The 25,678-nt window shown below is 62.6% G+C and carries 22 protein-coding genes; 12 read left to right on the top strand and 10 right to left on the bottom strand.

Translation table 11 applies throughout. The features are described 5' to 3' along the window. Positions 1 to 1,122 (bottom strand): efflux RND transporter periplasmic adaptor subunit, encoded by a 1,122-nt coding sequence (locus ACL9RJ_RS21170; protein WP_103032529.1) that lies wholly within the window; start codon positions 1,120 to 1,122, stop codon positions 1 to 3. A gap of 158 nt (positions 1,123 to 1,280) precedes the next feature. Next, positions 1,281 to 1,820 (bottom strand): PaaI family thioesterase, encoded by a 540-nt coding sequence (locus ACL9RJ_RS21175; protein WP_042935192.1) that lies wholly within the window; start codon positions 1,818 to 1,820, stop codon positions 1,281 to 1,283. A gap of 255 nt (positions 1,821 to 2,075) precedes the next feature. Between ACL9RJ_RS21175 and ACL9RJ_RS21180 the strand changes: the two genes are divergently transcribed. Then, the gene (locus ACL9RJ_RS21180) at positions 2,076 to 2,942 is read left to right on the top strand and encodes a pirin family protein (RefSeq protein ID WP_017125767.1); all 867 of its coding nucleotides are present in this window, start codon (positions 2,076 to 2,078) and stop codon (positions 2,940 to 2,942) included. 84 nt (positions 2,943 to 3,026) lie between these two features. Further along, on the top strand, positions 3,027 to 4,487 hold the full coding sequence (locus ACL9RJ_RS21185) for a mechanosensitive ion channel domain-containing protein (protein WP_017125768.1): 1,461 nt from the start codon (positions 3,027 to 3,029) through the stop codon (positions 4,485 to 4,487). A 96-nt stretch (positions 4,488 to 4,583) separates the two neighbouring features. On the opposite strand, the gene ACL9RJ_RS21190 is transcribed toward ACL9RJ_RS21185, so the two are convergent. The 5 genes from ACL9RJ_RS21190 to ACL9RJ_RS21210 form a co-directional block, all read right to left on the bottom strand. Next, positions 4,584 to 7,016 (bottom strand): TonB-dependent receptor, encoded by a 2,433-nt coding sequence (locus tag ACL9RJ_RS21190; protein WP_017125769.1) that lies wholly within the window; start codon positions 7,014 to 7,016, stop codon positions 4,584 to 4,586. Positions 7,017 to 7,244: 228 nt separating this feature from the next. Continuing rightward, the gene (locus ACL9RJ_RS21195) at positions 7,245 to 8,459 is read right to left on the bottom strand and encodes an MFS transporter (RefSeq protein WP_017125770.1); all 1,215 of its coding nucleotides are present in this window, start codon (positions 8,457 to 8,459) and stop codon (positions 7,245 to 7,247) included. A gap of 520 nt (positions 8,460 to 8,979) precedes the next feature. Continuing rightward, positions 8,980 to 9,945: a FecR domain-containing protein gene (locus ACL9RJ_RS21200; RefSeq protein WP_422765634.1), complete on the bottom strand. Its 966-nt coding sequence runs from the start codon at positions 9,943 to 9,945 to the stop codon at positions 8,980 to 8,982. Then, a complete protein-coding gene (locus tag ACL9RJ_RS21205; RefSeq protein WP_017125772.1) occupies positions 9,945 to 10,442 on the bottom strand; it encodes a sigma-70 family RNA polymerase sigma factor in 498 nt (165 codons plus the stop codon). Before ACL9RJ_RS21205 ends, ACL9RJ_RS21200 begins: the two co-directional genes overlap by 1 nt. Before the next feature lie 132 nt (positions 10,443 to 10,574). Beyond that, entirely contained in the window at positions 10,575 to 12,002 is a 1,428-nt protein-coding gene (locus ACL9RJ_RS21210; RefSeq protein ID WP_017125773.1) for a PLP-dependent aminotransferase family protein, read from the bottom strand. 187 nt (positions 12,003 to 12,189) lie between these two features. Between ACL9RJ_RS21210 and ACL9RJ_RS21215 the strand changes: the two genes are divergently transcribed. After that, positions 12,190 to 12,630: a carboxymuconolactone decarboxylase family protein gene (locus ACL9RJ_RS21215; RefSeq protein WP_017125774.1), complete on the top strand. Its 441-nt coding sequence runs from the start codon at positions 12,190 to 12,192 to the stop codon at positions 12,628 to 12,630. A gap of 114 nt (positions 12,631 to 12,744) precedes the next feature. Then, the gene (locus ACL9RJ_RS21220) at positions 12,745 to 13,650 is read left to right on the top strand and encodes a hypothetical protein (RefSeq protein ID WP_017125775.1); all 906 of its coding nucleotides are present in this window, start codon (positions 12,745 to 12,747) and stop codon (positions 13,648 to 13,650) included. Here the strand turns inward: ACL9RJ_RS21220 and ACL9RJ_RS21225 are convergent. Genes ACL9RJ_RS21225 through ACL9RJ_RS21235 form a run of 3 tightly spaced genes read right to left on the bottom strand, consistent with a single transcriptional unit; the run spans position 13,645 to position 16,632 of the window. Beyond that, the gene (locus ACL9RJ_RS21225) at positions 13,645 to 14,466 is read right to left on the bottom strand and encodes a sulfite exporter TauE/SafE family protein (RefSeq protein ID WP_422765635.1); all 822 of its coding nucleotides are present in this window, start codon (positions 14,464 to 14,466) and stop codon (positions 13,645 to 13,647) included. The genes ACL9RJ_RS21220 and ACL9RJ_RS21225 overlap by 6 nt on opposite strands. Next, positions 14,463 to 15,731, bottom strand: coding sequence for an NAD(P)/FAD-dependent oxidoreductase (locus tag ACL9RJ_RS21230; RefSeq protein WP_178990049.1), 1,269 nt, complete (start codon positions 15,729 to 15,731; stop codon positions 14,463 to 14,465). The genes ACL9RJ_RS21225 and ACL9RJ_RS21230 overlap by 4 nt, the downstream gene beginning before the upstream one ends. A 16-nt stretch (positions 15,732 to 15,747) precedes the next feature. Then, positions 15,748 to 16,632: an MBL fold metallo-hydrolase gene (locus tag ACL9RJ_RS21235; RefSeq protein WP_017125778.1), complete on the bottom strand. Its 885-nt coding sequence runs from the start codon at positions 16,630 to 16,632 to the stop codon at positions 15,748 to 15,750. Positions 16,633 to 16,888: 256 nt separating this feature from the next. On the opposite strand from ACL9RJ_RS21235, the gene ACL9RJ_RS21240 reads away from it, so the two are divergent. From ACL9RJ_RS21240 to ACL9RJ_RS21275, 8 genes are all read left to right on the top strand, one after another. After that, positions 16,889 to 18,208, top strand: a complete 1,320-nt coding sequence (locus ACL9RJ_RS21240) for a sigma-54 interaction domain-containing protein (protein ID WP_177129705.1) — start codon at positions 16,889 to 16,891, stop codon at positions 18,206 to 18,208. Positions 18,209 to 18,216: 8 nt separating this feature from the next. Further along, positions 18,217 to 19,158, top strand: a complete 942-nt coding sequence (locus ACL9RJ_RS21245) for a hypothetical protein (protein ID WP_017125779.1) — start codon at positions 18,217 to 18,219, stop codon at positions 19,156 to 19,158. After that, positions 19,155 to 20,093 carry a hypothetical protein gene (locus ACL9RJ_RS21250; protein WP_017125780.1) on the top strand — a complete coding sequence of 313 codons (939 nt, stop codon included), beginning with the start codon at positions 19,155 to 19,157 and terminating at the stop codon, positions 20,091 to 20,093. Before ACL9RJ_RS21245 ends, ACL9RJ_RS21250 begins: the two co-directional genes overlap by 4 nt. A 326-nt stretch (positions 20,094 to 20,419) precedes the next feature. After that, the gene (locus ACL9RJ_RS21255; RefSeq protein ID WP_017125781.1) at positions 20,420 to 21,148 is read left to right on the top strand and encodes an autoinducer binding domain-containing protein; all 729 of its coding nucleotides are present in this window, start codon (positions 20,420 to 20,422) and stop codon (positions 21,146 to 21,148) included. A gap of 346 nt (positions 21,149 to 21,494) precedes the next feature. Continuing rightward, on the top strand, positions 21,495 to 22,076 hold the full coding sequence (locus tag ACL9RJ_RS21260) for an acyl-homoserine-lactone synthase (RefSeq protein ID WP_422765638.1): 582 nt from the start codon (positions 21,495 to 21,497) through the stop codon (positions 22,074 to 22,076). A 63-nt stretch (positions 22,077 to 22,139) separates the two neighbouring features. After that, positions 22,140 to 23,570, top strand: a complete 1,431-nt coding sequence (locus ACL9RJ_RS21265) for an NAD(P)/FAD-dependent oxidoreductase (RefSeq protein ID WP_042935196.1) — start codon at positions 22,140 to 22,142, stop codon at positions 23,568 to 23,570. After that, positions 23,567 to 24,415: a N5-glutamine methyltransferase family protein gene (locus ACL9RJ_RS21270; RefSeq protein ID WP_017125784.1), complete on the top strand. Its 849-nt coding sequence runs from the start codon at positions 23,567 to 23,569 to the stop codon at positions 24,413 to 24,415. The genes ACL9RJ_RS21265 and ACL9RJ_RS21270 overlap by 4 nt, the downstream gene beginning before the upstream one ends. Further along, positions 24,412 to 25,674 carry an aminotransferase class I/II-fold pyridoxal phosphate-dependent enzyme gene (locus ACL9RJ_RS21275; protein ID WP_422765639.1) on the top strand — a complete coding sequence of 421 codons (1,263 nt, stop codon included), beginning with the start codon at positions 24,412 to 24,414 and terminating at the stop codon, positions 25,672 to 25,674. Before ACL9RJ_RS21270 ends, ACL9RJ_RS21275 begins: the two co-directional genes overlap by 4 nt. The last annotated feature ends 4 nt before the right edge of the window (positions 25,675 to 25,678 follow it).

A 25,678-nucleotide genomic window follows, 5' to 3' on the forward strand; every position in this document is an offset into this window, starting at 1 on the left:
TCAACGATCCTGGGCAGGGGTAGGCGTTCGGTTCAAGGCCAGGGCCTGGGCGGCCGGGACCCGTATCGGGTCGCCGGGATGCAACAGGTGCGCGCCGAGGGCGACGATCAGTTGACCGGCGCTGACGCCGCTGTCGAGCAGCGCGTATTCCTGGCCGAGGCTGGCGACCTTGACCGGGGCGAAGCTGACCCGGTTGTCGCTGCCGATCAGCCACACGCCGGTACCGGTGCCGGGATCATGCAGGGCGCCGATGGGCACGCGGGTCTGTTCCTGGCCGGCGGCGGACAGGCGCACGGTAATGGTCGAGCCGATGGCGAAGCGTTCGGCCTGGCCGTCGAGCACATAGCGCGCCCGGAAGGTCCGGGTGCTAGGGTCAGCCGCCGCGGACAACTCGCGCAGGCGGGCACCTACGGCCTGGTCCGGAGCGCCGAAGGGGAAGGCCTGGGCCGGATTGCCGGCCAGTGGGCGCTGGTTCTCCGGCAGGTTGATCACCGCTTCGCGGGCACCGTCCTGGGCCAGGCGGGCGACGACCTGGCCTTCGGCGACGACCTGGCCGCGATCGACCCGGACTTCGGTGATCACCCCGTCACCATCGGCCTTGAGCACCGAGTAGGTCCGGCGGTTTTCGATCTGCCGGGCGTCGGAGTCGGCCGAGGCCATTTCCGCTTCGGCGACCCGCAGGTTGGTCGCGGCCTGGTCGAAGATCTGCCGGGAGATGGCCCCGGTGGTCGTCAGGCGCTGGTAACGGTTGGCGTCATCACGACGCTGGCGCAGTTGGGCCTGGGCGGCGACCACGCGGTTTTTCGCGGCCTTGAGGGCCAGGTCGAAGTCCTGGATATCCAGCACCAGCAGGGTATCGCCCTTGTGCACGCGCTGGCCGGGATCGACCTTGCGCTCGATCACCTTGCCACCGACGCGGAAACCCAGGTCGCTTTCGGTGCGGGCGGCGACCACCCCGGTATAGGCATTCTGCTGCTGATTGGCCGGTTCCACCCGGACCGCCAGGACGGCCCGGGGCAGGGCGGCGGTGACGCCGGTATCGGCCTGGCTGTTGCAGCCGCCGAGAAGGACCAGCAGGGCCAGCGGGGTCAGGCGTGCCAGGTGGGTGTTGAAGGGCTTCATGGCTTGATTCTCATGTATTCGATTCTGAAAACAACGCTGCTCTGGTAGGAGCCGGCTTGCCGGCGATCCTATCGACGCGGTGTCCTGTCATTCCGCGTCGCCCGGATCGCCGGCAAGCCGGCTCCTGCAGGGAGGCGTGGTGTCGAGTCAGGCGAGGCTCAGCCCCGGGGTTCGAGGATCATGCAGGTGGTCGTGCCCGTCGCATAAAGCCGGCCGTCGACGTCGTAGATGCGACCTTCGGCCAGGGCGGTGGAGCGCCCGAGGTGGACGACCTTGCCTTCGGCGCGGACCGGTCCGCTGCGGTTGGTCAGTGCCCGTACATAACTGATGCGCAGGTCCAGGGTGGTGTAGCCCTGGCCTTTCTGCAGGCGGGTGTGCACCGAGCAACCCATGCACGAGTCCAGCAAGGTCGCGGCGTACCCGCCATGGACGATGCCCAGCGGGTTGTAGTGGCGGTTGTCGGGCGTGCCCTGGAACACGAACAGCCCCTCGGACCACTCGATGGGCACGAAGTCCAGCAGATCACCGATAGGAGGCGCGGGCAGCTCGCCATTGCCGATGCCATCGAAGAACTGCGCCGGCGTCAGTTCGCTGACCTGGGCCATGGTGAGACTGCCGGGGGCTTGCAGGCGACTGCGCATGGCCTGTTCCTGGGCTATCCATTGAGCCAGCGTGGCATCGCGGGTTGGGTTTTGCATGGGGCACCTCGACCGTGGGTGAAAAGCAGCGAGAGAGAAAAATTACGGGTATAATATTTTTCTATATTATGGTCGAAATATAAATTAATCCAGCCCCCCGCACGCCACTCGTGAGCATTAGCCCCAGGGCGGATGCGCCGGATCGGACCCGGAAGCCAGTCGTTCCATGGGTGGAACGATCAGATCGGTTTTTGCCGACTACCGCCAAAAACATAACGAATCTAAGCTGTACTCCATCACCTGATGGAGGCATCCATGAAAAAGATTCTTGGTATCTACAGCAGCCCGCGCGGCCACTGGGTCGGCGATGGATTCCCGGTGCGCACGCTGTTTTCCTACGACAACCTGGGCCGGCAGATCAGCCCGTTCCTGTTGCTGGATCACGCCGGGCCGGCCGAATTCACCCCGACCGACGAGCGCCGCGGGGTCGGCCAGCACCCCCATCGCGGTTTCGAAACCGTGACCATCGTCTATGACGGCGAAGTCGAGCACCGTGATTCCACCGGTGCCGGCGGCGTGATCGGACCGGGCGACGTGCAGTGGATGACCGCGGCGGCGGGGATCATCCATGAGGAATTCCATTCCGAAGCCTTTGCCCGACGTGGCGGCAAGCTGGAAATGGTCCAGCTCTGGGTCAACCTGCCGGCACGCGACAAATCGGCTCCGGCCGGCTACCAGAACATCCTCGACGGCGATATTCCGCGGATCGCCCTCAAAGACGATGCCGGCAGCCTGCGTCTGATTGCCGGTGAGTTCGACGGGCACAAGGGGCCGGCGCGGACCTTCACGCCCATCGATGTCTGGGACCTGCGTCTGAACGCCGGCAAGGTGTTGAACCTGGACCTGCAGGCCGGCCACAACACGGCGCTGGTGCTCCTGCACGGTACGGTGCAGGTCAATGGCGAGGCCGTCGCGCGTCCGGGGCAGTTGGTGCTGTTCGAACGGGACGGCACGCAGTTGTCCCTGGAGGCCAACGATGACGCGGTATTGCTGTTGCTCAGCGGCGAACCCATCGACGAGCCGATCGTCGGCCATGGTCCGTTCGTGATGAACAGCGAGGCGGAAATCCACCAGGCGTTCACCGACTTCCACAGCGGGCGCTTCGGAACGATGCACAGCTGACGGCGAGCTGTAAGCTGCAAGTGAAAGCGGGCTATTCTTGGCGCTTGAAGCTTGCAGCTGTCCAGCTGCTCCCGGAGTCGTGCGATGCCAGACCTGTTCACTCAACACCCCCTCTTGTCCGAACACCCCCTGTTATGTGCGTTGCTGCTGCTGGTGGTCGACCTGTTGCTCTGGCGCCTGCTCGGCAGCCGCAGCAGCACCTGGAAGCTGGTGGTGCGCCTGTCGGTGTTTACGTTGTACAGCCTGGTGCTGTTCAACGAGGGCATGAACCCCCTGCAGACCGCGCCCTGGCCCGAGGATATACCCCGGCACCTGTCCGCCACCGGCTTGCAGATCGGCTGGTGGCTGTTCGGTGCGCGAACCCTGACGGTGCTGCTCGGTACGGTGATGATGCAGCGGGTCGGGCATGCCGGGCGGCTGTTGCAGGACGTACTGGGGGCGATCATTTTCCTGATCGCGATTGTCGCGGCGGCAGCCTATGTGCTCGACCTGCCGGTCAAGGGCGTGCTGGCGACCTCCGGGGCCCTGGCGATCATTGTCGGCCTGGCATTGCAGAGTACCCTCAGCGACGTGTTCTCCGGCATTGTGCTCAACACCACCAAGCCCTATCAGGTGGACGACTGGATCGCCATCGACGGCATCGAAGGCAAGGTGGTCGATATCGACTGGCGCGCCACGCGCATGCAGACCTCCCAGGGCAGCATGGCGGTGGTGCCCAACTCCCTGGCGGCGAAGGCCAAGATCATCAACTTCAGCCGGCCCCGTGACATGCATGGCGTGGTCATCAGCCTGCAGGTCAGTCCCCACGCCCGGCCGCACGTGGTGATAGAGGCCCTGGAGCGGGCGATGCTCGGGTGTCGGGCGCTGTTGGCGGCGCCCGCGCCGAGCGTGGCGCTGAAAAGCTCCAGTGCGGCGGGCGTGGAATACGAGATCAGCGGTTTCGTGGTGTCGATGGGGCTCAAGCGCGAGGTGCGCAACCAGCTCTATGACCTGGCGTTCCGGCATCTGCAGGCGTCTGGCGTGAGCCTGCTGTCGACGGGGGAGAGCACGTCGCCGTCGACCATTTCTCGTTCGCGGGCCTTGCTGGAAAGCTCGGTGATTTTCTCGACCCTGCGTTCGGAGGAAAAGGACACCTTCAGCCAGAACATGACCCCGCAACTGTTCCGCGCCGGCAGCATGATCCTGCCGCGGGGCGAGGTCAGCGATCATCTGTTCATCATCGAGTCGGGGGTGGTCTCGGTTACCTTGCTGCGCGGCGACAAGCCGATCGAAGCCGGGCGGATGGGACCGGGGGAGGTGATCGGCGAGGCCGGGATCCTCTCCGAAGAAGGCGTGCCGGCGGACTTCACGGCCAAGACCGATTGCATGCTGTACCGCATCGAGAAGGAATACCTCAAGCCCTGCCTGGATGCCCGCCACGACATCAGCGAGGCAATGAAGAGCCTGCTCGATCACCGTCTGCACGCGGCGCAGAACCTGACCCGCGAAGTACCCAAGGTGGTGCCGAAGAGTGGCTTCATGCAGTGGCTGCGCAGCCGGGTCTGACCTGAGTGATCGACCCGGGTTGGCGTGTCACATTGAGTGTTCCACGCCGCACCCGCAGGCGCCGGGCTTGCCCGCGAAGAACGATAACGCGGTCTATCAGAAGTCCACGGTCGCCGAGACTTTCAGGGTGCGCGGCGTACCCTGGGTCAGGTAGCCGCCGTTGGCCGAGGCCCAGTAGGCGGTATTGGCGACGTTCTCCAGGTTGGCGCGCAAGGTGATTGCCTTTTCATCCAGCTTGAAACGGTAGCGCGAGCCCAGGTCGAAGCGGTTCCAGGTCGGCAGGCTCAGGGTGTTGCCGGCGTTTACATACTGCCCGCCGGTCCGCAGCATCCGGGCGCTCAACGCCGCTCCTTCGATCCCCGGGATATCCCAGTCGGCGCCCAGGTTGAGCTGGAAGCTCGGCACCCCGATCGTGCGGTTGCCGTCATTGCTGCCGTTGAGGGTGCCATCCAGCTCGGTCTTCATCACCGTCGCCCCACCCAGCAGGCGCAGGCCATCCAGCGGCTCGCCGTAGAGGTTGAGTTCGACGCCCTTGTTGATCTGCTCGCCATCGACCCGGAACACGTTGTCGGAGCCGGTGTAGCTCGACGGCTGCTCGATCCGGTAGACCCCCAGGCTCGCCCCGTAGGTGTCCATGTCCAGGCGCACCCCGGCCTCGACCTGCTTGCTGCGTACCGGGGCGAAGGTGGCGTCGCGGTTGACCGCCGAGGTCGGCGGCGTCGGGCCCTTGGCCAGGCCTTCGATGCGGTTGGCGTAGAACGTGACATGCTCCCAGGGCTTGATCACCAGCCCGTAGACCGGTGTGGTGACGGACTCTTCGTAACTGGCGTTGCGCGCGCCGGTGACGGTACTCCAGCCATCGACCACGATGGACTGGCGCCGCACGCCGAGGGTCAGCAGCACGCGGTCGTCGAGAAAGCCCAGGGTATCGGCCACCGCCGTACTTTTTATCTGGTTCTTGCCAACGATCCGCGGGTCGTGGATATCGCTGCCGAACGAGGTGGCGACTGGCCGCGGGCGCTGGACTACATCGTAGAGATTGTTGAAGTAGCGCGCGCTGGTGGCGATGGTTTCGTAGGCCGAGCGCTGTTCGCCCCACATGCCGGCCAGTCCGAAGTTCAGTTGATGGCTGACCGGTCCTGTCTGCAGACGGCCGTTGAGCCCGGCCATCAGGCTCTTGTTTTCCTCGTCGTGGGGCGAATAGAGCATGCCGCCGCGACCGTTGCCGGCCAGGTCGGTCAGGGTCAGCGAAGAGTACACGCCGTTTTCCCGGGTGTACTTGGCGCCTCCGGCGACGTAGCCGGTCCAGTTGTCGCTGAAGTCATACTCGGCGCGGGCCATGCCGAAGGTGTCCTCCAGTTGCGAGTAGCTCCAGTCCTGGGCGTAGTTGTCCCTGGCCGAGGGGGCATGGGGCACCTTGCTCAGGCCGGCGCCGAGGTAGACCACCGGCCGGCCCTGGTTGATCACCTGCTTCTGGTAACCGAAGTCCGCCGACAACCGCAGGCGCTCGCCGCGATAATCCAGGCCGAGGGTGGCGAGGGTCGAACGCTGGTCTTCGTCGTCGATACCGGTATCGCCTTCGCGTTGCAGCAGGTTGACCCGTGCGCCGAAGCGATTGTCCTCGCCGAAACGCTGGCCCAGGTCGATATGCCCACCGGTACGGCCGGAGCCGCCGGCATCGAGGGTCACGCTGCGGGTCGGGGTGTCCTCGGCGCGCTTGGGCTGCAGGTTGACGCCGCCGCCGATCCCACTGCCGCTGGGGGTGACGCCGTTGACAAAGGCGTTCGGGCCCTTGAACAGCTCGACCCGCTCCAGGGCCTCGGTGGCGATGATCTGCCGCGGCAGCACGCCATACAAACCGTTATAGGAAATATCGTCACCGTTCAGCGGCAGACCGCGAATCATGAACACCTGGGAGAAGTTGCCGAAGCCGGCGGACTGGCGCACCGAGGCGTCGTTGAGCAGCACATCGCCGACGGTCTGGGCCTGCTGATCGCGGATGGTTTGGGCGGTAAAACTGGTGACGCTGAACGGCACATCCTTGACCGACTGGGTGCCGAGCATGCCCAGGCGGGCGCTGCGGGCCACCTGGCCGCCGGCGTAGACCTCGGCATCCTGGGCGGACTGACCGTTGATGTTGGTCGCACCCAGCTCCAGGGCGCCGTTGGCCTCGACGTGGGGCGCGAGGGTGTAGCCGCTGCCGCCGCTGCTGACCAGGTCGAAGCCGCTGCCCTGCAGCAGTTGCTGGAAACCTTGCTGGACGCTGTAGTTGCCGTCGAGACCGGGGCTCTGGCGGTTGCCGAGCAACGCCGGGTCGAAGGACAGGGGCACGCCGGCGACAACGGCGAACTGCGCCAGCACCTGATGCAGCGGGCCGGCACCGATGGTGTAGCGGTGCGGGGTGTTTTCGGCGGCGACTTCGGCGGCGCTGGCAGGCGGCAGCGTCACGCCGAGGCTCAGGCCGACGGCCAGGGTCAGGGCCTTGAGTGGCAGGCGGGGAGTGAGGGGGGAGGAAGGCCTGGAAGTCATCGAACAATCCTGTCGGACGCGTGGAAACGCAAGGGGTTATCCACACACCGGACGAGAGCGGAAAAGGTATCAGTTAATAGCAATTATTTTTTGAGGCCCTCTACCACGATAGTTCCAGCTGTTGCGTTTTCCAGATAGACCGGCAATGCACCAATGCCCCGATGAACACAGACTTGTGATTGTTGCGATCCTTCGTGGCTGAGCTCGTCACCCAAGGTGATTGAGATGCTATGCACGATTCTTATCATCAAGGCTGCCTTTCATATTCCAGCGTAACGGTGCGGCAAACAGCATGAGCGTCATCCAGATGAAAGTAGCCGGCCCCGCCAGCATGTAGACCAGGCTGGCGACCAGCCCCGAAGCAGCATCACCGATAACGGCTGTAAAGTAGTACAGCGAGAAGTTCTTGCCGACTTCATGATCTTTTGACAGACACTGGATATTGGTGACGATGGCAATATCGACAAAGGCGCCAACGAACCCGACAAAGAACAGAATCAGCAGGAATAACCAGCTATTGAATTCGAGCGCCACGGCGGCCGTGGCGAAGAGTGCGCCATACACGACCCAGTAGCGCAGCACCAGGCGTGCGGTGGTGTGTTTGTTGAACCGGGTGTAGAGCACTCCGCCCAACACCGTGCCCGCGGCCAACAGGGAGAACACATAGCCAACCGCTGCTTCGGAAGCGAAGTGTTCAAGTATCGAGGCTGGAAGAATGAAGCGGATCACCGAAGTCGCGAATAAGGCACAAAGTGTTGTACAGCAGATCACTGCGAACAGTGGCGGGTTATCGATCCTGAGTTTGCCCACGCACCGGGCCGCATCACGTATCAGGATCAGGCCATCAAAAGCGACTTTTGGGCTTCTCTTTCCGGGTTCCAACAGGGTGATGCTGACGGCGGACAACAAAAGACTGAAGCCGAAGAACAGAAATGTCGTATTACTGGACAGCAGCAGGGCCAGTATCGAGAAAACCAGAGGGCCGAGAATCGAGGAAATATCCTCGATTACTTGCACGCCGCTGTTGACTGAGGAAAGCTCATCCTTCTCGACGATATCAGGAAAGTAGGCACGGAACGTCGGCACATACAAGCAATCCAGCGCGGTCATCAGCATCGCCAATCCGATGACTGCACCTAGTGTCGGGGTGGACAGAGTAAACAAGGCAAAGAAGGCCAGCGCCAGAAGACTTTTCGCCAACTCCACTCTCACCAGAGTGCGCTTCTTCTCGCAGTTATCCGCCAGCCAGCCTCCGATGGGGGAGCACACTACGCTCGGTAAATAGCGGAAGAAATAAACCACACCGATAAATAACAGATCCGCTTCGGCCATCGAGACGACAGCAACAGCGAAGGTCGTCTCGAATGCGAACTCACCGCATTTTGAGAAAAAATAGCCGACTGAAAGAGTGCGCGTACCTCGATTCAGACTCAACGCTCGCATATCGATTGCTCTTTCTTAACTCGCTGCATAGATCAACGCATTACCACATGCCGACGCCCTTGGTGGTTACGTCAGTGATGTCGGTTTTGAAAAGTTTGATTGCAGATTTCATGAGTTTTCTCTATTTGTTGTTTTGCGTTGGGTTGTGACCCTAATCTACTTAGGGTTAGTGAAAGTTAGGTGTGCTTTGTGTATAAGACAAACTGTAGTTTGTAAGTTTGTTTTTCTGTTTTGTAGGAGTGCTTGGATGTGGCTGATTTTTTTGGAGTTTATGATTTGTTTTTTATAAGGTGGGGTGCGTTGTTTGGCTAGGGCTTGATCTTAATGTTTTTGTTTTATAGAGATTAATGTAAGAGTTTTCTTTTGTTGTTGAGTTATATTTCTTTTTGATTGTGTGATTTTTCTTGGCTTTTTAATAGGCTCTATCTGGAAAAGCTGACTGTGCATTGTCTTTGCCCAGGGGGCAGGTTTTGAAAAAGACATCTTCAAATCAGCGGGGGCCGCAAAGAACTCCTGAAGATCACCCCCGGCTCTCGACCGACACCCAGTACCGGGTCAACCGGCTGATCTTCAGCGGCAAGGTGTTCTGCAACAGTTGCAGGCTCGAGTCGGTGTCCTTCAGGGAGAAGGCCCCCGACACCCGCAACTCGGCGACATCCGCCTGATAACGCAAAACCCCCGGGCGATAACGCCCCAGTTCATCCAGCACCTGCGCCAGGCGCAGGTTGCGCGCCAGCAACATGCCACGATCCCAGGTCAGGCTCGTCATATCGAAGCTCTCCGGCGGCTCGACCCGACTATGGCGCATGCCCGCGCGTTGCCCGACCTGCAGTGTCGAACCCGGTCCGCCAGCCTGGGCCTTGAGTTCCACGGCGCCTTCGAGCACCGCGACTTCGCTGCGATGGCCATCGATCCGCACATTGAAGCGAGTCCCCAAAGCCCGCGCGGTGCCTTGCGGCGTCTCGACGATAAATGGCCGGTAAGCCGGGGCGGGGTCCCTGGCGGTGCTGATCAGGATCTCGCCGGTCAGCAGGATCAGCCGGCGCTCATGGCCGCTGAAGGCGATATCCAGCGAACTGTCGGTGTTGAGCACGACCTGGGTGCCGTCTGTCAGCGTCAGGGTTTTCTGCTCGCCAACGGCGGTGCGCTGTTCGGCGCTCCATTGTTCCCACGAGGCATGCTGCCAGGCCACGCCGATCGGCCCGGCCAGGAGCAACAGGCCGAGACGGGTGAGCACCTGGCGCCGGCCCAGGCCGTGCTGGCGCTCGGCCTGCTTGAGGGTCTGCAGGGCGATCCCCGCCGGTACGCTGCGGAAGTCGCCGAGGATCGCCTGCGCCCGTTGCCAGGCCTGGGCGTGTTCGGCGCTGCGCTGGCGCCACTGCTCGATGGCCTGGCGATCCGCCGCGGTGGCGGTGCCGGAATGCAATTGCACCAGCCAGTCGGCGGCTTCGCCGAGGATATGCGGGTTGATGGCCGGTGTGGACATCAGGCGACGCTCAGGCAGGCGATAAATGCCTCGCGCATGTAGCGCTTGACGCTGACCAGCGAGACCCCGAGGCGCTCGGCGATCTGGGCATAGGTCAGTCCCTCGATCTGCGACAGCAGGAACGCCTCGCGGGTCTTGCGCGGCATCTCTCGCAGCAGTGCCTCGATGCGCCACAGGGTTTCAAGGATCAGCAGGCGGGTTTCCGGCGACGGTACTTCCTGCGGCGGCAGATGGGCGATGGTGTCCAGATAGGCCCGCTCGACGTCCTGGCGACGCCAGCGGTCGATCAGCAGGCCCTTGGCGATATGCGTCAGCAGCGCCCGTGGCTCGCTGCCCAGGGACCGCGCGGCGGGGCGGGTCAACAGACGCAGGAAGGTATCGTGGGCCAGGTCCGCGGCATCGAAGGAGTTGCCCAGCTTGCGGTTGAGCCAGCCCTGCAACCAGCCATGATGCTCGCTGTAGAGCGTATGAATATAGGGGTGATGGGCTGACGACATGGGACCGACTGCTCGCTACGCGGCATCCTGCCTGAATGTAATTAAGAATTGATCGCATTCTAGCGGTGCGCATCGCGAGCTGGCAATTGTCCTGTGTGGGCGAGTGAATCGGTGGTTATGCCGCCGGTCGGATCAGGCGATCTGCCTGAGCACCTCGCGCACCCGGTCCAGCGACGGCTGGATATCCAGGGTTTCGATGGAGCCGTAGCCCATCAGCAGGCCCGTGCGTGGGGTGGCGGTGTGGTAGAAGGGCGCCAGCGGGTACAGGCCGACCTCGACCTTTTTCGCCAGGTCGATCAGCAGCGGGATATTCAGTTCGCCCTTGTCGAGGATCGCCAGGTGGAAGCCGGCGGTGGAATGGATGCGCTGGAACCAGGGCGACAGGTCGCCGTCCAATCGTTCGATGAGGTGTTCGCGGCGGCTGGCGTAGGCCTGGTGGCAGCGGCGGATATGCTTGAGCAGGTAGCCGTCGACCATGAACTTGGCCAGGGCCCACTGGGTCAGGGTCGCGGTGTGCCAGTCGGTCAACTGCTTGGCCGAGATCAGCGCCTTGAGCAGGCCGGGCGGGGCCACCAGGTAGCCCAGGCGCAGCTCCGGCAGCAGAGTCTTGGAGAAGGTCCCGACATAGGCCACCAGGCCATGCTGGTCGAGGCTCTGCAGGCAGTCGGTGGGCCGTCCTTCGTAGCGGAATTCGCAGTCGTAGTCGTCCTCGATGATGATCGCTCCCAGCTCCCGTGCGCGCTCCAGCAAGGCCAGGCGGCGTTCCAGGCCCATGGGCATGCCGAGGGGGAACTGGTGCGCCGGGGTCACGTAGATCAGCCGCGTGCCTTCGGGGATCAGCTCGACCCGGATGCCCTGGTCATCCACCGGGATGCCGACCACCCTGGCGCCCTGGGCGGCGAACAGCAGCCGCGCCGGCGGGTAGCCGGGGTCCTCGACGGCGACGGTGCAGCCGGGCTCGACCAGCACCCGGGCGACCAGGTCGAGGGCCTGCTGGGCGCCGTTGGTCACCAGCAGGTCATCGCTGTTGCAGCGCACGCCACGGGAAAACCCGATATGCCGGGCAATCGCCTCGCGCAGCATCGGGATGCCTTCCGGCTGGCTGTACAGGCCGCGCACCTGGGCGGTCTGGCGCAGGGCGAACAGCACGCTGCGGCGCCATTCGTCATGGGGAAACTGGTTCTTGCTGGTGGCCCCGCCGAGGTAGTCGTAGCGCAGGGTGCCGATGGGGTGATGCATCGGCATCGACGCCTCGCGCCACTGCTGGATCACCGCCGCGCCGGCCAGTTCCTCGCCCTGGGCCTTGGCGCGGGCCTGGGGGATATGCGAGTTGACGAATGTCCCGGCACCGACCCGGCCGACCAGCAGGTTGTCATAGGTCAACTGGGCATAGGCATCGGCCACGGTCTTGCGCGAAACCCCCAGTTGTTCGGCGAGCAGGCGGGTGGGCGGCAACTGCGTGCCGGCGACCAACTGGCCCTGGGTGATGGCCGTGCGCAGTTGTTCGGTGATCTGCCTGGCCAGGTCGCGACGACCCTCGAGGTTGATATGCAATTCCATGGAAAGGCTCGTTGAGAGGAGAAAAGCCGTGCGCGGTGGGGCGCAGTTTAGCTTGCCGTGGCCGGGCTGGCATCCGCTGTCCGGGCCCGGACGATTGGCTTCCCGATCTTTGCCGGAATTGGCTATTTGGCCTGGCGTCCGGTGGGCTTAACGTAGCGTCATCCCCAACGTTATCAGGAGCGACACCATGCAACCTCGTATCGATTTCTACACCGCTTCCCCGGATGCCATGAAAGCCATGCTGGCCCTGGAAAACGCGGTCAACAAGCTGCCGCTGGAAAAGTCCCTGCTGGAACTGGTGAAGATGCGCACCTCGCAGATCAACGGCTGTGCCTTCTGTCTCGACATGCACAGCGCCGACGCCCGCAAGGCCGGGGAAACCGAACGGCGCCTGTACACGCTCTCGGCCTGGCGCGAAACGCCGTTCTTCAGCGCTCGCGAACGCGCGGCGATGGCCTGGACCGAAGCCCTGACCCGGATCTCCGAGACTCACGCTTCGGACGAAGACTATGCGCTGCTCAGTGCCGAGTTCAGCCCGACGGAAATGGTCGACCTGACCCTGGCCATCAACACCATCAACAGCTGGAATCGCCTGGCCATCGGTTTCCGCAAGATGCCGGTGGAGTGATCGCGGTCACGTCTGGCTGAGCGCCTGTTTTTCCGCGCCACTGAGGCTGTTCCCGGCGGACGCGGGCTTTTACAGTGTGGAACTGTGAGCCAGCATCCTGGGGAGCGAGAGCGGATGTACAGCCTGTTGCAGCCACCGGCGTTGCCGGAAGCCTTTCACACGCGGATCTACGCCGGGGAGATCTTTGCCCTGGCGTTGCCGGCCATGCAGGAACTGGTCGACGTGGCCCGCGGGTTGCTGGAAGAAACCCTGTATCCCCATGACCCGACGCTTGTTCACCGGCATCTGGACCATGCACGGCAGGCGGAATGTTTTACTCGCCTGCAGGCGCAGTTCCATCAGCATGATGGCGTACGGCGCTGCTGGCGGCAGGTGCTCGACAGTCTCGGGCTGGCGGCTTCCGGGATTACCTGTGACCGCCTGCACCTGCGCTTCCAGCCACCGTCCGAGCCCGGTCGAACGGCCCCCCGGGACCGCGCGACGGCGACCATTGCCTTTCACCGCGATACCTGGGGCTCGAACCTCTACGCCCAGACCAACTGGTGGGCCCCGATCTATCCCATCAGCGCCGGGCGTACCTTCGCGATCTATCCGCAGCTCTGGCAGCGGACGCTGGCCAACAGCAGCGCCGACTTCGATCTGCAGCAGGTTCTCCAACGCTCACACCGTGACGGGCGCAATACGGTGGATGCCGATCAGGCCATCGCGCACCTGCTGGAGTCCATCGAAGGCGAAAGTGCCATACCGGTGGTGATCGACCCCGGCACACTGCTGGCATTCTCCGGGGCTCATGCCCATGCCGGAGTGCCCAACCACACGGGGTTGACGCGGATCTCCTTCGAAACCCGCACGCTGTGGATCGACGATGTCCTCGCCGGTCGCGGTGCGCCGAATGTCGATGGTCGGGCACCCTGGCAGTCGCCGGGTTTTTTCCGCCGACTCAGCGACGGCCGGCGCCTGCATGAACTGCTCGGCTGCGCCTATCTGGAGCCCTATCGAGCCGCTGCTCCGGGCTTATGACAGGCCAATGGCACCGGCGGCGAGCATCAGGGCCGCGAGTACCCCGACCAGCGCAAACAGCTGCTGCAGCCTCGGGCCGGCGAGTCGTCCGGCGACCTGGCGACCGAACACCAGCCCCAGTACCGCACCGGCGGCGAACGGCGCACCGATCGACCAGTGCATCACTCCGGACAGCGTCGCCGTGACCACGCTGCCGACGGACACCAGGGCAATCACCGCCAGGGACGTGGCGACGATGCTTTTGCTGTCCAGGTTGGTATAGCGGGTCAGGCCGGGGATGATCACGAAGCCGCCGCCGACCCCGAGCAGTCCCGACAACAACCCCGACAGCATGCCGGTCACGGTCAGCGCCCGGGCACAGGGCAGGGTCCAGCGCAGCCGACCCTGCAACGGGTTGAGCACACAGGGCAGGAAATCGGCCCGTGGCGCCGGCTGGCCATGCAGCAACTCGTGGCGGGCCTTGTTGAAGATCCGTGCGCAGGCATAGACCATCACCACGGCAAAGCCCAGTGCCAGCGGTTCGTTGGGCAGCCGGTGGGCCAGCCACAAACCCAGCGGCGTGAGCAGGATGCCGATCCCGGCGATAAAACCGGCGGCCCGGTAGCGGACGATGCCCTGGCGCAGGCCGAGCAGGGCGCCGACCGCGGCCGCCAGGCCCACCGCCAGCAGGCCGATCGGTGCCGCCTGGACCATCGACAGGCCGAGACCGAACACCAGCAGCGGCACCGCCAGGATGCCGCCACCGGCTCCGGTCAGGGCGAGGATCGCGCCGATCAGCGTGCCGAGTCCGGCGCCCAGCAGCATATGTTCATTCATACCGGCTGCTTGTCCGCTTTCAGCGTCGGTCGGGCCAGCCATTCGTGGCCCTTGAGCATGCCGCGCCAGTACAGCGGCGGCAGCAGGCGTTCCTTCAGCCACCAGGCCAGGCGGGTCGGTTTGCGTCCGTCGAGCAGCCATGGGGCGAACGTCGGCGCCAGTTTGCCGCCGTAGGTGAATTCGGCCAGGACGATTTTCCCGCGCTCCACCGTCAACGGGCAGGAACCATAGCCGTCGTAGACCGCCTGGCGCGGCAGGCGTCCGAGGGCCACCAGCACATTGTTGGCCACCACCGGCGCCTGCTTGCGCGCGGCGGCGGCGGTCTTGGCGTTGCTGGTGTTGGTTACGTCGCCGAGGCCGTGGATATTGGCGAACTGGCGATGCTGCAAGGTGCCGGGATCGACATCGACCCAGCCGGCGGCATCGGCCAGCGGGCTGGCGCGAATGAAGTCCGGGGCGACCTGTGGCGGCACCACGTGCAGCATGTCGAAAGGCCGGACCAGGGTTTCGCGGCTGCCGTCGGCCAGGGTGCGGGCGAAGGTCGCCTGTTTCGCCGGACCGTCGACCGCTACGAGGCTATGGCCGAACTGCAGGTCCACCGCGTACTTGTTGATGTACTCCATCAGCGCCGGGACGTAGTCGGCGACACCGAACAGGACGGCGCCTGCGTTGAAGAAACGGGCCTGGATCTGCCCCAGGCGTCCGTTGCGCAGCCAGTGGTCGCAGGACAGGTACAGGGCTTTTTGCGGGGCACCGGCGCACTTGATCGGCATCGGCGGCTGACTGAACAGCGCCTGGCCGTGTTGCAGCTCCTGCACCAGTTTCCAGGTGTAGGGCGCCAGGTCGTAGCGGTAGTTGGAGGTCACGCCGTTGCGGCCCAGGGTCGCTTCCAGGCCGTCGATGGCGGCCCAGTCAAGTTTCAGGCCGGGGCAGACAATCAACTGCTGATAGCCGATGCGGCGCCGGTCGGCCAGCACCAGCGTATCGGACTGCGGTTCGAAGGTGCTGACCGCGGCCTTGATCCAGTGCACGCCCCTGGGGATCAGCGAGGCCAGCGGCCGGGCGGTGGATTCGGGGCTGAACACCCCGGCGCCGACCAGGGTCCAGCCGGGCTGGTAGTAATGGCTGTCGGCCGGGTCGATGATCGCGATATCCAGGCCGGGCGCGCGGGCCAGCAGGCTGGATGCGGCAGCGATGCCGGCGGCGCCGGCACCGACGATCACGACCTGGTGCCGGATCGGGGCTTGTTCGGGTGTCGAATTCATGGAAGCGGGTCCTGGTTCAGAGGGCATTGAGCGGGATCTTCAGGTAGCGCATGCCGTTTTCTTCCGGCTCGGGCAGGTGGCCGCTGCGCATGTTGACCTGCACCGAGGGCAGCATCAGCACCGGCATCTCGAGGGTGGCGTCACGGGCTTCGCGCATGCTGACGAAGGTGTCTTCGTCGATGCCTTCGTGCACATGGATATTGCGTGCACGCTGTTCGGCGACGGTGGTCATGTACTGCAACTCGCGACCGCCCGGCAGGTAGTCGTGACACATGAACAGCCGGGTCTGCGGCGGCAACGCCAGCAGGCTGCGGATCGAGCGGTACAGAGTGCGCGCATCGGCGCCGGGGAAGTCGCAGCGGGCGGTGCCGTAGTCGGGCATGAACAGGGTGTCGCCGACAAAGGCCACGGTTTCGTCCTTGTCGCGGATCAGGTAGCTCATGCACGCCGGGGTATGACCCGGGGTGTGCAGGGCCAGGGCCTTGAGGTTGCCGATGGTGAATTCGCTGCTGTCGCCCAGCAGGACGTCGAACTGGCTGCCGTCGCGCTTGAAGTCAGTGCCTTCGTTGAACAGTTCGCCAAACACCTGCTGGACCAGGGTGATGCGGCTGCCGATCGCCACCTTGGCGCCCAGCTGTTCCTTGAGGTAGGCGGCGGCCGACAAGTGATCGGCATGTACATGGGTTTCCAGGATCCATTCGACCCGGGCATCCAGTTCGCGAATCCGCGCGATCATCCGGTCCGCCGACTCCGTGCGGGTGCGCCCGGACTTGGGGTCGTAGTCGAGCACGCTGTCGATCAGCGCGCAGTGGCGGGTCTCGCGGTCCATCACCAGGTAACTGATGGTCCAGGTATTGGGATCGAAAAAGGCTTCTACGGTGAGCTTGTCGCCGATGATCATTGCGTACTCCAGGCAAAGAGGGGGCCCACCTGTCCAGCCGGGTGCCTTCCCTTGTCTGTCAGTGAGTTCAATAAGCATGCCAAGCACGGGTTGCGATTTTTTTACCTGTTCATTGACTTTTGTCAGCGCAATTGCCGAAGTTATCTGGATGAGATAAATAATTGGCAGAAAATGGCAGTCATTGTGGCAGTCAATGGCAGAGGATGGCAGAAGCGCTCCGGCTGTATTAAGCTCCGGCCTTCGCCCGGGAGTCGCCATGAACATCCTTGCCACCGATCTTTCCCACCCGGACATGCAGGCACTGGTGTCCTACCTCGAACACGATGTGCAGCCGACCATCGTCCTCGACACCGAGTACAACATTGTCGCGGCCAACACCGCCTACCAGCGCCAGTTCGGCGTGCAGGGGCGGCCTCATGTCGGCGCCAAGTGTTATCGGGTGTCCCATCAGTTCGCGGTGCCCTGTGACCAGGCCGGCGAACACTGCCCGATGCGCAAGGCCTTTGATACGCGCCTGCCGGAACGGGTGCTGCATATCCATCACACACCACGCGGGCCGGAGCATGTCGATGTGGAGTTGCGCCCTCTGCTGGACCGCCAGGGTGAGGTGGTCGGTTATGTCGAGCGCCTGAACAGTGTCGCTGTGGCCTCGGCGCAGCCCCAGCACCAGGGGCTGGTGGGGCGTTCGGTGGCGTTCAAGGAAGCCTTGACCGCACTGCAGCGGGCCGCGCCGTCGCCGATCCCGGTATTGCTTCAGGGCGAATCGGGCACCGGCAAGGAGCTTTTCGCCAGGGCCCTGCATGAAGGCAGCCCGCGGGCCGGCGGGCCATTGGTGGTGGTCGACTGCACCGGCCTGACCGAGACGCTGTTGGAGAGCGAACTGTTCGGCTACGAGAAGGGCGCCTTTACCGGTGCCTTGCAGCGCAAGATCGGCCTTGCCGAGGCGGCCCATGGCGGCACGCTGTTCCTCGACGAGATCGGCGAAGTGCCGCTGGCGATGCAGGTCAAGCTGCTGCGCCTGATCGAGTCCGGCAGCTTCCGTCCGGTGGGCAGCCTGCGCACCGTGCATTCGGACTTCCGCCTGGTCTGCGCGACCCACAAGCCGCTCAAGGACATGGTCGCGGCGGGCAGTTTCCGCCAGGACCTGTTCTACCGCATCAGCGCCTTCCCGATTCGCCTGCCGGCATTGCGCGAGCGTGGCGACGACCTGCCGCTGCTGATCGACAGCCTGTTGCAGCGCCTGGCACCGGGTGCCGTGCCACGCGTTGATTCGCAGGCGCTGCGGGCGCTGACGTTGTACGCCTGGCCGGGCAATATCCGTGAGCTGCGCAATGTGCTGGAGCGGGCGCGGCTGTTTACCGACGATGGGGTGATTCGCGTGCAGGACCTGCCGGCGGAATTGCGCGGCGATATTCCCCGAGTGGCGCCGGTGCGCCAGCGCGGGCGCAACGAACTGGAACAGCTGGCCCATGCCCTGGAGATGTTCGAGGGCTCGCGCAGCGAACTGGCGAAGGAACTGGGCATGAGCGAACGGACCTTGTATCGGCGATTGCAGGCGCTCGGAGTTGGTAGATAATCGTCGAGATGAACGGACTCGTTGTCATCACCACCTATTTCAACCCCTGCGGCTATAGCAGCCGCCGGCACAACTACGACCTGTTTATCGCCGGCATGCGCCGGGCCGGGGTGACCTGCATCACCGTCGAATGCGCGTTCGGCGAGGAACCCTTCGAATTGCCCGCGAGCCTGGACGTGATTCAGGTCCGCGCGCGCACGCTGCTCTGGCAGAAGGAGCGCCTGCTCAACCTGGCCGCCTCCTGGCTGCCGGGAAATTGTCGTTATGTCGCCTGGCTCGACTGCGACATCCTCTTCGACAACCGTTCCTGGGTCGGCGACCTGGTCCGTGTGCTGCGTGAGTACCCGGTTGCGCAGGTCTTCGAAAGCTGCCTGCGCCTGGAACACGGCAACGTCGAGGGGGCCGTGGCCGACGTCGCGCATTCCTTTGCCGCGGTGACGCGGCGCCAGCCCGACAGCCTCGATGCCGGCCGCTACGACCTGCATGGCCACACCGGCTACGGCTGGGCGATGCGCCGCGAGATCTTCGATGAAGTGGGGCTCTACGAGTGCGCCGTCTCCGGCAGCGCCGACCACTTCATGGCCCATGCGATCTTCGGCGACTACAACTTCTGCATCCGCAATGCCCTCAAGCACGACCCCCGGCAGATCGACCACCTCAAGGCCTGGGGTCGGCGCTTCCACCAACGGGTGCAAGGCCGCCTCGGCGTGGTGCCAGGACGCATTCGCCACCTGTGGCATGGCGACGCCGTGAACCGCCGCTACTTCCTGCGCATGCACGACATCACCGACCTTGGCTTCGACCCCTGGACCGACCTGCAGATCGTCCCCGGCGCGCCGCTGGAGTGGGCCGCAGGGATGGATAAGCCGGGACTGCGCCAGTACTTCGCCAACTACTTTGCCAGCCGCCACGAAGACGGCCTCCAGGCGATCGAGGAGAATCCTGCATGAACGATTTGCGCGACCCGGACCTGGACGACGCCATTGCCGAGCTGGGCAATGTGCTCGAAACCCTTGAACAGCGCGCCGAGGCCAGCGAACGCGCCCTTGGCAAACTGGCGCGCCAGCGCAAGGCCTACCTGAGCCAGGTGACCTACGACCTGCTGCCCAAGCTGTCTTCGGTGGTCCTGGCCAGGCTGCGCGAGCAGGTGCCGGGCTTCGTCACGCTACAGGTGCAGGAAAGCTTCGACACCCAGCGCAAATTTCTCGGCCTGTTTGCCAGCAAGGACTACGCCCATACCCTGGCGTTATTGCAGACCCGGTTGGCCAGCCATCTCGATCAACTCCAGCATGCCGGCCTGCGCGAGCGTAATGACGAGATCGCCCAGGTGTCGGCGCAGCGCGAAGGGCTGCAGTTCCAGCGCCAGGCGACCGGCGAACTGCTGGCATTGCTGCAACAGGCGCGACGGCAGGGCACGCCGTTGCCGCTGCAGGTGCAGGAACAGGTCCGGCACCTGGCGACCCTGGCCCGGGCGGCGCGCAGGAACGATGACCGGGCGGATTTCATGGAACGGGATTATCGTGATTACAGCTCCCGCCACGCCAACGACTCGAGTCGTACGACGGTGGACGAGCGGGGGCCGGAGCAGCGCGATAATCCGCTGGACCTGCTGATCTACTGGGCAACGGATATGTCCACGAGCTTGCGCACGCTGGTGATCGATACGGTCGAAGAGGCAAGGCGGGAGGTTGATGAGGTGCGGCGGGAGTTCAGTAGCGAGTCGAACGAATCGAGAGCGCCAACGGAATCAGGGACTTCAGGCTCTTCGCAGTCGTCTTCGGCGGCGGATTCGTTGGTGCCCGCCGCTGTGGCGGTGGGAGTGACGGCTGCGGCGGTGACGGGGGCGGTGATTGCGACGGATGATAGTTTGGGGTTGTTTTCGTGAGGGGTGTAGTGGTCAGAAACCAGACCCTCACACCGTACTGAATCATTTCCGCGTCGAGTCCCTGGCGAATCTGGCGGGCGACCGTGACTTCTTCTCGAGTGGGGTGGTGTCGGGTCGATCCGCGTCCACGGGGCTCGCCGGCCAGGGTGAGTCCCTCCAGTGGATTTATTCGTTCTCTTGTCCCTGATGTACGACCGGAACACTACGTGGATAACTGGGCTTCCCGGTAGCAGGTGGTTGTTTTCAAATATTGCAACACTTATTCCGGGGCGAGTTGTTGTTTCAAGATTTAACTCTGGAGTAGATTGAATTTCTAAAGGAATAGTATGGTGATGCCAATGAGGCAAAATGCTGATTTCATGACGTGGTGGTTCGACGTCAATTCGCGCTTCGCCAATTGTAGTCGGCCGGAGGAGTTGTTTCGCCAGATTGAACATGAAGTTCATCTCATGGGTTTTGATTGTTTTGCCTATGGTTATCGTCGCCCGGTGCCCTTCAACCAGGCCGAAACACATATCGTGGGCACCTATCCCGGGGAATGGCTCGAGCGCTACAACGATAAGGGCTACGGGGCCATTGACCTCTCGGTGATCAAGGCGCGTAGTCAGGGGCTTGTGATCTGGGAAGAGCATGGCGAATTGCTGGGCTCTGAACTGTTCCGTGAGGCGCGCGAGTGGAATCTGAACATTGGCGCTACCTTTGTGGCCCGGGGGAGGGACCAGACGCTGCACATGCTGGGGATCTCCAGGGCTGAAGACTCTGTTGGCGCTGATGAAGCCCTGCTGCTCAAGCTCAAGTTGAGGTGCATCACGGAGCTGCTTGAGGACAATTTGTCCTGTCCTGACAATCTTGTTCAGGCAGAGGTGCTATTGAGCGGGCGCGAGGTCGAAATCCTGCGTTGGATTGCCGATGGCAAATGCTCCAGGAGTATCTCTGAAATATTGAGTCTTTCAGAACATACCATAAATTATCATGTAAAGAGCATCCAGCGAAAGTTTGGCTCCAGTAACAGGGTGTTGACGGCGGCATATGCGGCGGCGCTTGGTGTTATTTGATCTTGCGGATTTCGTATTTTTCTTCTGCCTGGATTTCCGTTCTCCGAGTTGTCGGCATGACTGATAGCAGTGTGCCGCTTTTCTTGATTTGCCTGGCCTGAACGACTCTTCGTTCATGTATGGCGGACTCACCCAATGCTTTTCCTTCTGATTAGTACGTCTTCTCCTGTTTTTTTCACAGGATAAAAGTGTTTCATATTTTTTCGTGATATGTCTGACTACTAATTTTGGTAGTTGCGGTCTTCAGGCTTTATCCATAGTGTTTAAATAATTACAGGAAGTTCTGCCTGATCTGCAAAGGAGGTGCTGTCCGATGTACAGGTTTGTGTGCAGGCGTTTTGCCGATATGGATAAGGATGCACTTGAAGAGTTGGGCCGATTTCGTCATGAGGTGTTCATCGGAAAGTTGCGCTGGGACGTTGTTAGCTTGCATCCGAGGCCAGGCATAGAAATTGATCAGTTTGATACGGATGGAACAATTTTCATCACTGCCTTGGATAATAAAGGGCAAGTGGCTGGTTGTACTCGCCTGTTGCCGACAACTCAGCCTTATCTGCTTGGCGAGGTTTTTCCCCGACTCTGTGACAAGCCCGTTCCCCGTGATGCGAAAGTCTGGGAATTGTCGCGCTATGCAGCTATTCCCGAGGTCTCGGGGACGCTCGGCATCAGCCTGTTCAAGGTCTCCATGCAGTTCGCCCACATGCAGGGCGTTCGTGACGTGGTGGCTGTGACCACGCAATCGCTGGAGCGTTACTTTCTGCGTCATGGTGTAGAACTACGCAGACTGGGTGGATCCTTGAGCAGGGGCAAGGACAAGCTGGTTGCATTGTGTTTTCCCACTCATCAGTTCTTGAACTTCATTCACAGGGTGAATCTGGATGAAACATTGCAAGAGCATATCGATAACAAGTCGATTATTGCTCTCTAGTTTTTTCAGGCCTGAAGTTCGGGTTTCGGTTTAAGTTTTAAGTGTTTTTCTGCGGAGATAAAGATGATCTACGATGTTGTTGTGGTCGGTAGCGGTGCTATTGGTGGCTCCATTGCATTCGAACTCGCAAGTCGCGGACTCAAAGTCTGCCGGGTGGGGGAAATAAACAGGATCAATGCGGCATCCAGAGCGGCAGGCGCGATGAATGGATGTTTTGGCGAGATTACCAACGGTCTGTTGGCCAGCGAACATGGTCGCCTGAAACTGGCGATGGATATCCAGGCCAAAGGCGTGTGGGGGCAATGGGCCGAGCGTCTTGCCCAGGCCTCCGGCAATCGCGAGGAGTTGCTGACGGCCCGTGGTACCCACGTCATCCTGAACTCTGCCGGCATGGCGGAAATCGACAGCGTCAACTATGCCGCTATCGAGAAATCCCTGGTTGATCACAAGGTCCCCTACCGCGAGGTCGCTCCTGAGCGGCTGGATTGGATCAAGGCCAACGACCTGGTCCGGCCGATGCAGGCACTGCTGATCCCCGATGAAAACGCGCTCGATTCGCACCTGCTCCTTGAAAAACTGGATGCCGCCCTGTTGGGATGCGGCGGTGAACTTGTCACGAGCAATGCCCGCAGCCTGATAACCGAAGGTCGGGTTGCCACGGGAGTGGTGCTGGAGAATGGCCAGCAAATTGCCGGCAAGCATGTCGTCGTGGCGGCCGGTGTCCAATCGTTGGAGCTGTTCGACGCCCTGGACGATATAAAAACGCGGATTCCCCCACTGTTCGCCGGTTACGGCGTGTCCATCCTGGCCAGGCTCAAGCCGGGGCAGACTACCCCCTCGACCGTTATCCGAACGCCCAACAGGGCCTTCGCCTGTGGCTTGCACTGTGTTCCGCGCTCGGCCGACCTGCTGTATATCGGCGCAACCAACATCCTGGCTGAAGAACCTCGTTCCCATGCGTTGATTTCCGATGTGCAGTTCCTGCTCGACTGTGCGGTCGACCAGCTCAACCTGGATTTGCATGATGCCGAGGTCGTCAATATCCAGGTGGGGAACCGGCCTATTCCAGCCGATGGTTTTCCGCTGATCGGCCAATGCGAGTACGAGGGCCTCTGGCTGGCCACCGGCACCTACCGGGATGGCCTGCATCAATCGCCGCTGCTGGCGTGCTGGATGGCGGACCAGATACAGGGCGTGCCCAACGGTCTCGACCTGTCCTCCTTCGCTCCGGTGCGCAAGCCGCTTCAGGGCCTCGCGCGCAGCAGTACGGTCGCCGAGACGGTGAAACAGATGTTCGCCACGGGCTATGAGTACCGCTGGGACATCAAGCCTTACTGGACGCCACTGCTCGACAAGGGCATGACCGACAACTACACGAGATTGATCGAGTCGTTGCACCCGCATTTCACTCCGCCGCCCGAACTGGTTGCCTTTTCCTATCTGTACCGTTCGATGTACGAGCGTCTGGCGCGCTACTACGAGGCCTGGTCATGATCCATTCACAGCTTGAGCATGAGCACGTCACGGCATTGGAGAACCTGACGAAAGCGGGTGTATGGGACCCCCTGGGAGATCTGCGGGCCATTGCGGGTAAGCACTTTTCTTCCGGGCTCGAGCCCGATGGCCACAGGTTGTCGGCGTTTCAGCTGGATGTGGCTGAGCGCTGTGCCCGGACGCCCCTGGGGCACATCCTGGGATACACCGATTTTGCCGATCTGCGCTTCGTCGTGGGCAGTGGCGCATTCATCCCGCGCTTGCAGAGCATGGCGATGGTGAGGTGGATCGAGGAGAACCTGCCACTCGATAGCCATTCGATGGTGTATGACCTGTGCTCGGGAGTAGGTGCAATCGGCCTGTCGATATGGTCCAGATCCGGGGCAAGGGTGGTCTGTGTCGAAAACGACCCGATCGCCCAGGCCTACCTCGGGCGCAACATCCATCGGCTCTGCCAGGGGCGTCCGGACGTGACGTTGTGCGAGGGGGATATCAGCAGGCTCGACACGTTCGAGCAGGCGCGTGGCAGCGTCGACGTAGTCGTGTCCAACCCTCCGTATGTATCGGCGGGGACCGAGCTTCTGCCCGAGTGGGGCATTCATCATCCTTCCGGCGCCATTTACGCGGGTGACCAGGGCGGCGAGTTGATCGAGGCGTCGGCGCGACTGGCCGACCTCATCCTCAAGCCGAAGGGGGCGCTGCTGATCGAGCATGGCGAAGCGCAGGGGCATCGGGTCAGGTCGCTGCTCGAACAGTATGGTTTTGACTCGGTTCGTACTTGTGTCGATGGACGTTTTGGCGATTCGACGGGACCTGCCGTCGTGACTGTAGGGAGAAAGGCATGAACAACATGGACTCACGCCTGGCGGCAGCCACCCATGACAACTGGATGACGATTCGCCAGCAGCGCACCAGTGGGGCGCTCGGTAGCGCGTCGGATGATGGCCTGACCGGTTTCGAGGTGGTTTCACGCAAAGGCAAGGAAGTGGAGTTGGCCGATGGCTCGACCTGCACGGAGTTTATTTCATGCTCCTATCTGGGACTTGAAAGCCATCCCAAGCTGATCATGGCGGCGCAGTCGGCCCTCGAGCGAATCGGCATCCACCTGTCGGCCAGTCGCAGCGCCATGAGCCCGGTCTATCTGCGGCAGCTCGAACAGTTGCTGGGCGAGATCTATCTTGGAGCCAGCGTGACGGTATTCACCTCCACCAGCAATGCCCACCTCGGTGTATTGCCGTTGCTGGGCAGTGGCACAATGGAAGGCTATCCGATCAGGCGCTCGGTCATGTGGCTGATCGATCGAACCGCCCACGCCTCGATGCAGGTTCTGCGAGGGGTCATGTCGCAGTTCGGCGCGGTCAAGCGAGTCGATACCCAGGACATCGATGCGCTCAGGCAGGCACTGGTGCAATGTGACAGGGAGCAGATTACCCCCGTCCTGCTGATTGACGGGGTCGGCTCGATGTCGGATCTGCTCCCGGTGGGTGAGCTGAGCGAGTTGCTGCAGGCCTATGGCGGCTACCTCTATATCGACGACGCCCATGGCATTTCGATTACCGGCAGGCATGGTGCCGGTTATGCCTTCGAGAATCTGAGCTACCGGTTGCCAGCCAATACCCTCATCGCGGGCTCGTTGAGCAAGGCATTTGGTGGTACGGGCGGTTTCATCGTGCTCAAGCCCGGCTACAACGCGGCGCAGCTACGGGCGTTGGCCAATCCGCTGGTGTTCGGTCACACCATTTCCGTGCCACTGCAGGCGGCAAACGTCGCAGCTGCGCAGATTCACCTGTCCTCCGAGATATCGTCCCTGCAGGACGCGTTGTGGGCGAACGTGCGGAGTCTCGACGCCCAGGTCTCGCAGCGCATGATGAATGCCTCCTTGCGTGCTCCCATCCGTGGAGCCCTGTTCGAGTCGGAACGGCAGGGGGTCATGGCGGCCAGTGCCCTGCGGGCCTCGGGGCTGATCGTGTTTCCAGTGTTCTATCCGATCGTGGAGACCGGCAAGGCCATGCTGCGTTGCGCCGTCTCGGCAGTTCATACACCGGGACAGATCAACGCGCTGGCCTGTCAGCTCAATCAGCAACTGGGCCGGGCATCGGCCTGACGAC

Source organism: Pseudomonas sp. Mn2068 (assembly GCF_049319725.1).
GTDB classification, from domain to species: domain Bacteria; phylum Pseudomonadota; class Gammaproteobacteria; order Pseudomonadales; family Pseudomonadaceae; genus Aquipseudomonas; species Aquipseudomonas gingeri.

Excerpts from the sequence above, each read along its gene's own strand:
- ACL9RJ_RS21195 (WP_017125770.1), bottom strand. The coding sequence starts at position 8,459 with ATGCGAGCGTTGAGTCTGAATCGAGGTACGCGCACTCTTTCAGTCGGC.
- ACL9RJ_RS21210 (WP_017125773.1), bottom strand. The coding sequence starts at position 12,002 with ATGGAATTGCATATCAACCTCGAGGGTCGTCGCGACCTGGCCAGGCAG.
- ACL9RJ_RS21260 (WP_422765638.1), top strand. The coding sequence starts at position 21,495 with ATGGATAAGGATGCACTTGAAGAGTTGGGCCGATTTCGTCATGAGGTG.
- ACL9RJ_RS21275 (WP_422765639.1), top strand. The coding sequence starts at position 24,412 with ATGAACAACATGGACTCACGCCTGGCGGCAGCCACCCATGACAACTGG.
- ACL9RJ_RS21230 (WP_178990049.1), bottom strand. The coding sequence starts at position 15,731 with ATGAATTCGACACCCGAACAAGCCCCGATCCGGCACCAGGTCGTGATC.
- ACL9RJ_RS21250 (WP_017125780.1), top strand. The coding sequence starts at position 19,155 with ATGAACGATTTGCGCGACCCGGACCTGGACGACGCCATTGCCGAGCTG.
- ACL9RJ_RS21180 (WP_017125767.1), top strand. The coding sequence starts at position 2,076 with ATGAAAAAGATTCTTGGTATCTACAGCAGCCCGCGCGGCCACTGGGTC.
- ACL9RJ_RS21235 (WP_017125778.1), bottom strand. The coding sequence starts at position 16,632 with ATGATCATCGGCGACAAGCTCACCGTAGAAGCCTTTTTCGATCCCAAT.
- ACL9RJ_RS21265 (WP_042935196.1), top strand. The coding sequence starts at position 22,140 with ATGATCTACGATGTTGTTGTGGTCGGTAGCGGTGCTATTGGTGGCTCC.
- ACL9RJ_RS21225 (WP_422765635.1), bottom strand. The coding sequence starts at position 14,466 with ATGAATGAACATATGCTGCTGGGCGCCGGACTCGGCACGCTGATCGGC.
- ACL9RJ_RS21270 (WP_017125784.1), top strand. The coding sequence starts at position 23,567 with ATGATCCATTCACAGCTTGAGCATGAGCACGTCACGGCATTGGAGAAC.
- ACL9RJ_RS21215 (WP_017125774.1), top strand. The coding sequence starts at position 12,190 with ATGCAACCTCGTATCGATTTCTACACCGCTTCCCCGGATGCCATGAAA.
- ACL9RJ_RS21245 (WP_017125779.1), top strand. The coding sequence starts at position 18,217 with ATGAACGGACTCGTTGTCATCACCACCTATTTCAACCCCTGCGGCTAT.
- ACL9RJ_RS21205 (WP_017125772.1), bottom strand. The coding sequence starts at position 10,442 with ATGTCGTCAGCCCATCACCCCTATATTCATACGCTCTACAGCGAGCAT.
- ACL9RJ_RS21255 (WP_017125781.1), top strand. The coding sequence starts at position 20,420 with ATGGTGATGCCAATGAGGCAAAATGCTGATTTCATGACGTGGTGGTTC.
- ACL9RJ_RS21190 (WP_017125769.1), bottom strand. The coding sequence starts at position 7,016 with ATGACTTCCAGGCCTTCCTCCCCCCTCACTCCCCGCCTGCCACTCAAG.
- ACL9RJ_RS21175 (WP_042935192.1), bottom strand. The coding sequence starts at position 1,820 with ATGCAAAACCCAACCCGCGATGCCACGCTGGCTCAATGGATAGCCCAG.
- ACL9RJ_RS21200 (WP_422765634.1), bottom strand. The coding sequence starts at position 9,945 with ATGTCCACACCGGCCATCAACCCGCATATCCTCGGCGAAGCCGCCGAC.
- ACL9RJ_RS21240 (WP_177129705.1), top strand. The coding sequence starts at position 16,889 with ATGAACATCCTTGCCACCGATCTTTCCCACCCGGACATGCAGGCACTG.
- ACL9RJ_RS21185 (WP_017125768.1), top strand. The coding sequence starts at position 3,027 with ATGCCAGACCTGTTCACTCAACACCCCCTCTTGTCCGAACACCCCCTG.
- ACL9RJ_RS21220 (WP_017125775.1), top strand. The coding sequence starts at position 12,745 with ATGTACAGCCTGTTGCAGCCACCGGCGTTGCCGGAAGCCTTTCACACG.
- ACL9RJ_RS21170 (WP_103032529.1), bottom strand. The coding sequence starts at position 1,122 with ATGAAGCCCTTCAACACCCACCTGGCACGCCTGACCCCGCTGGCCCTG.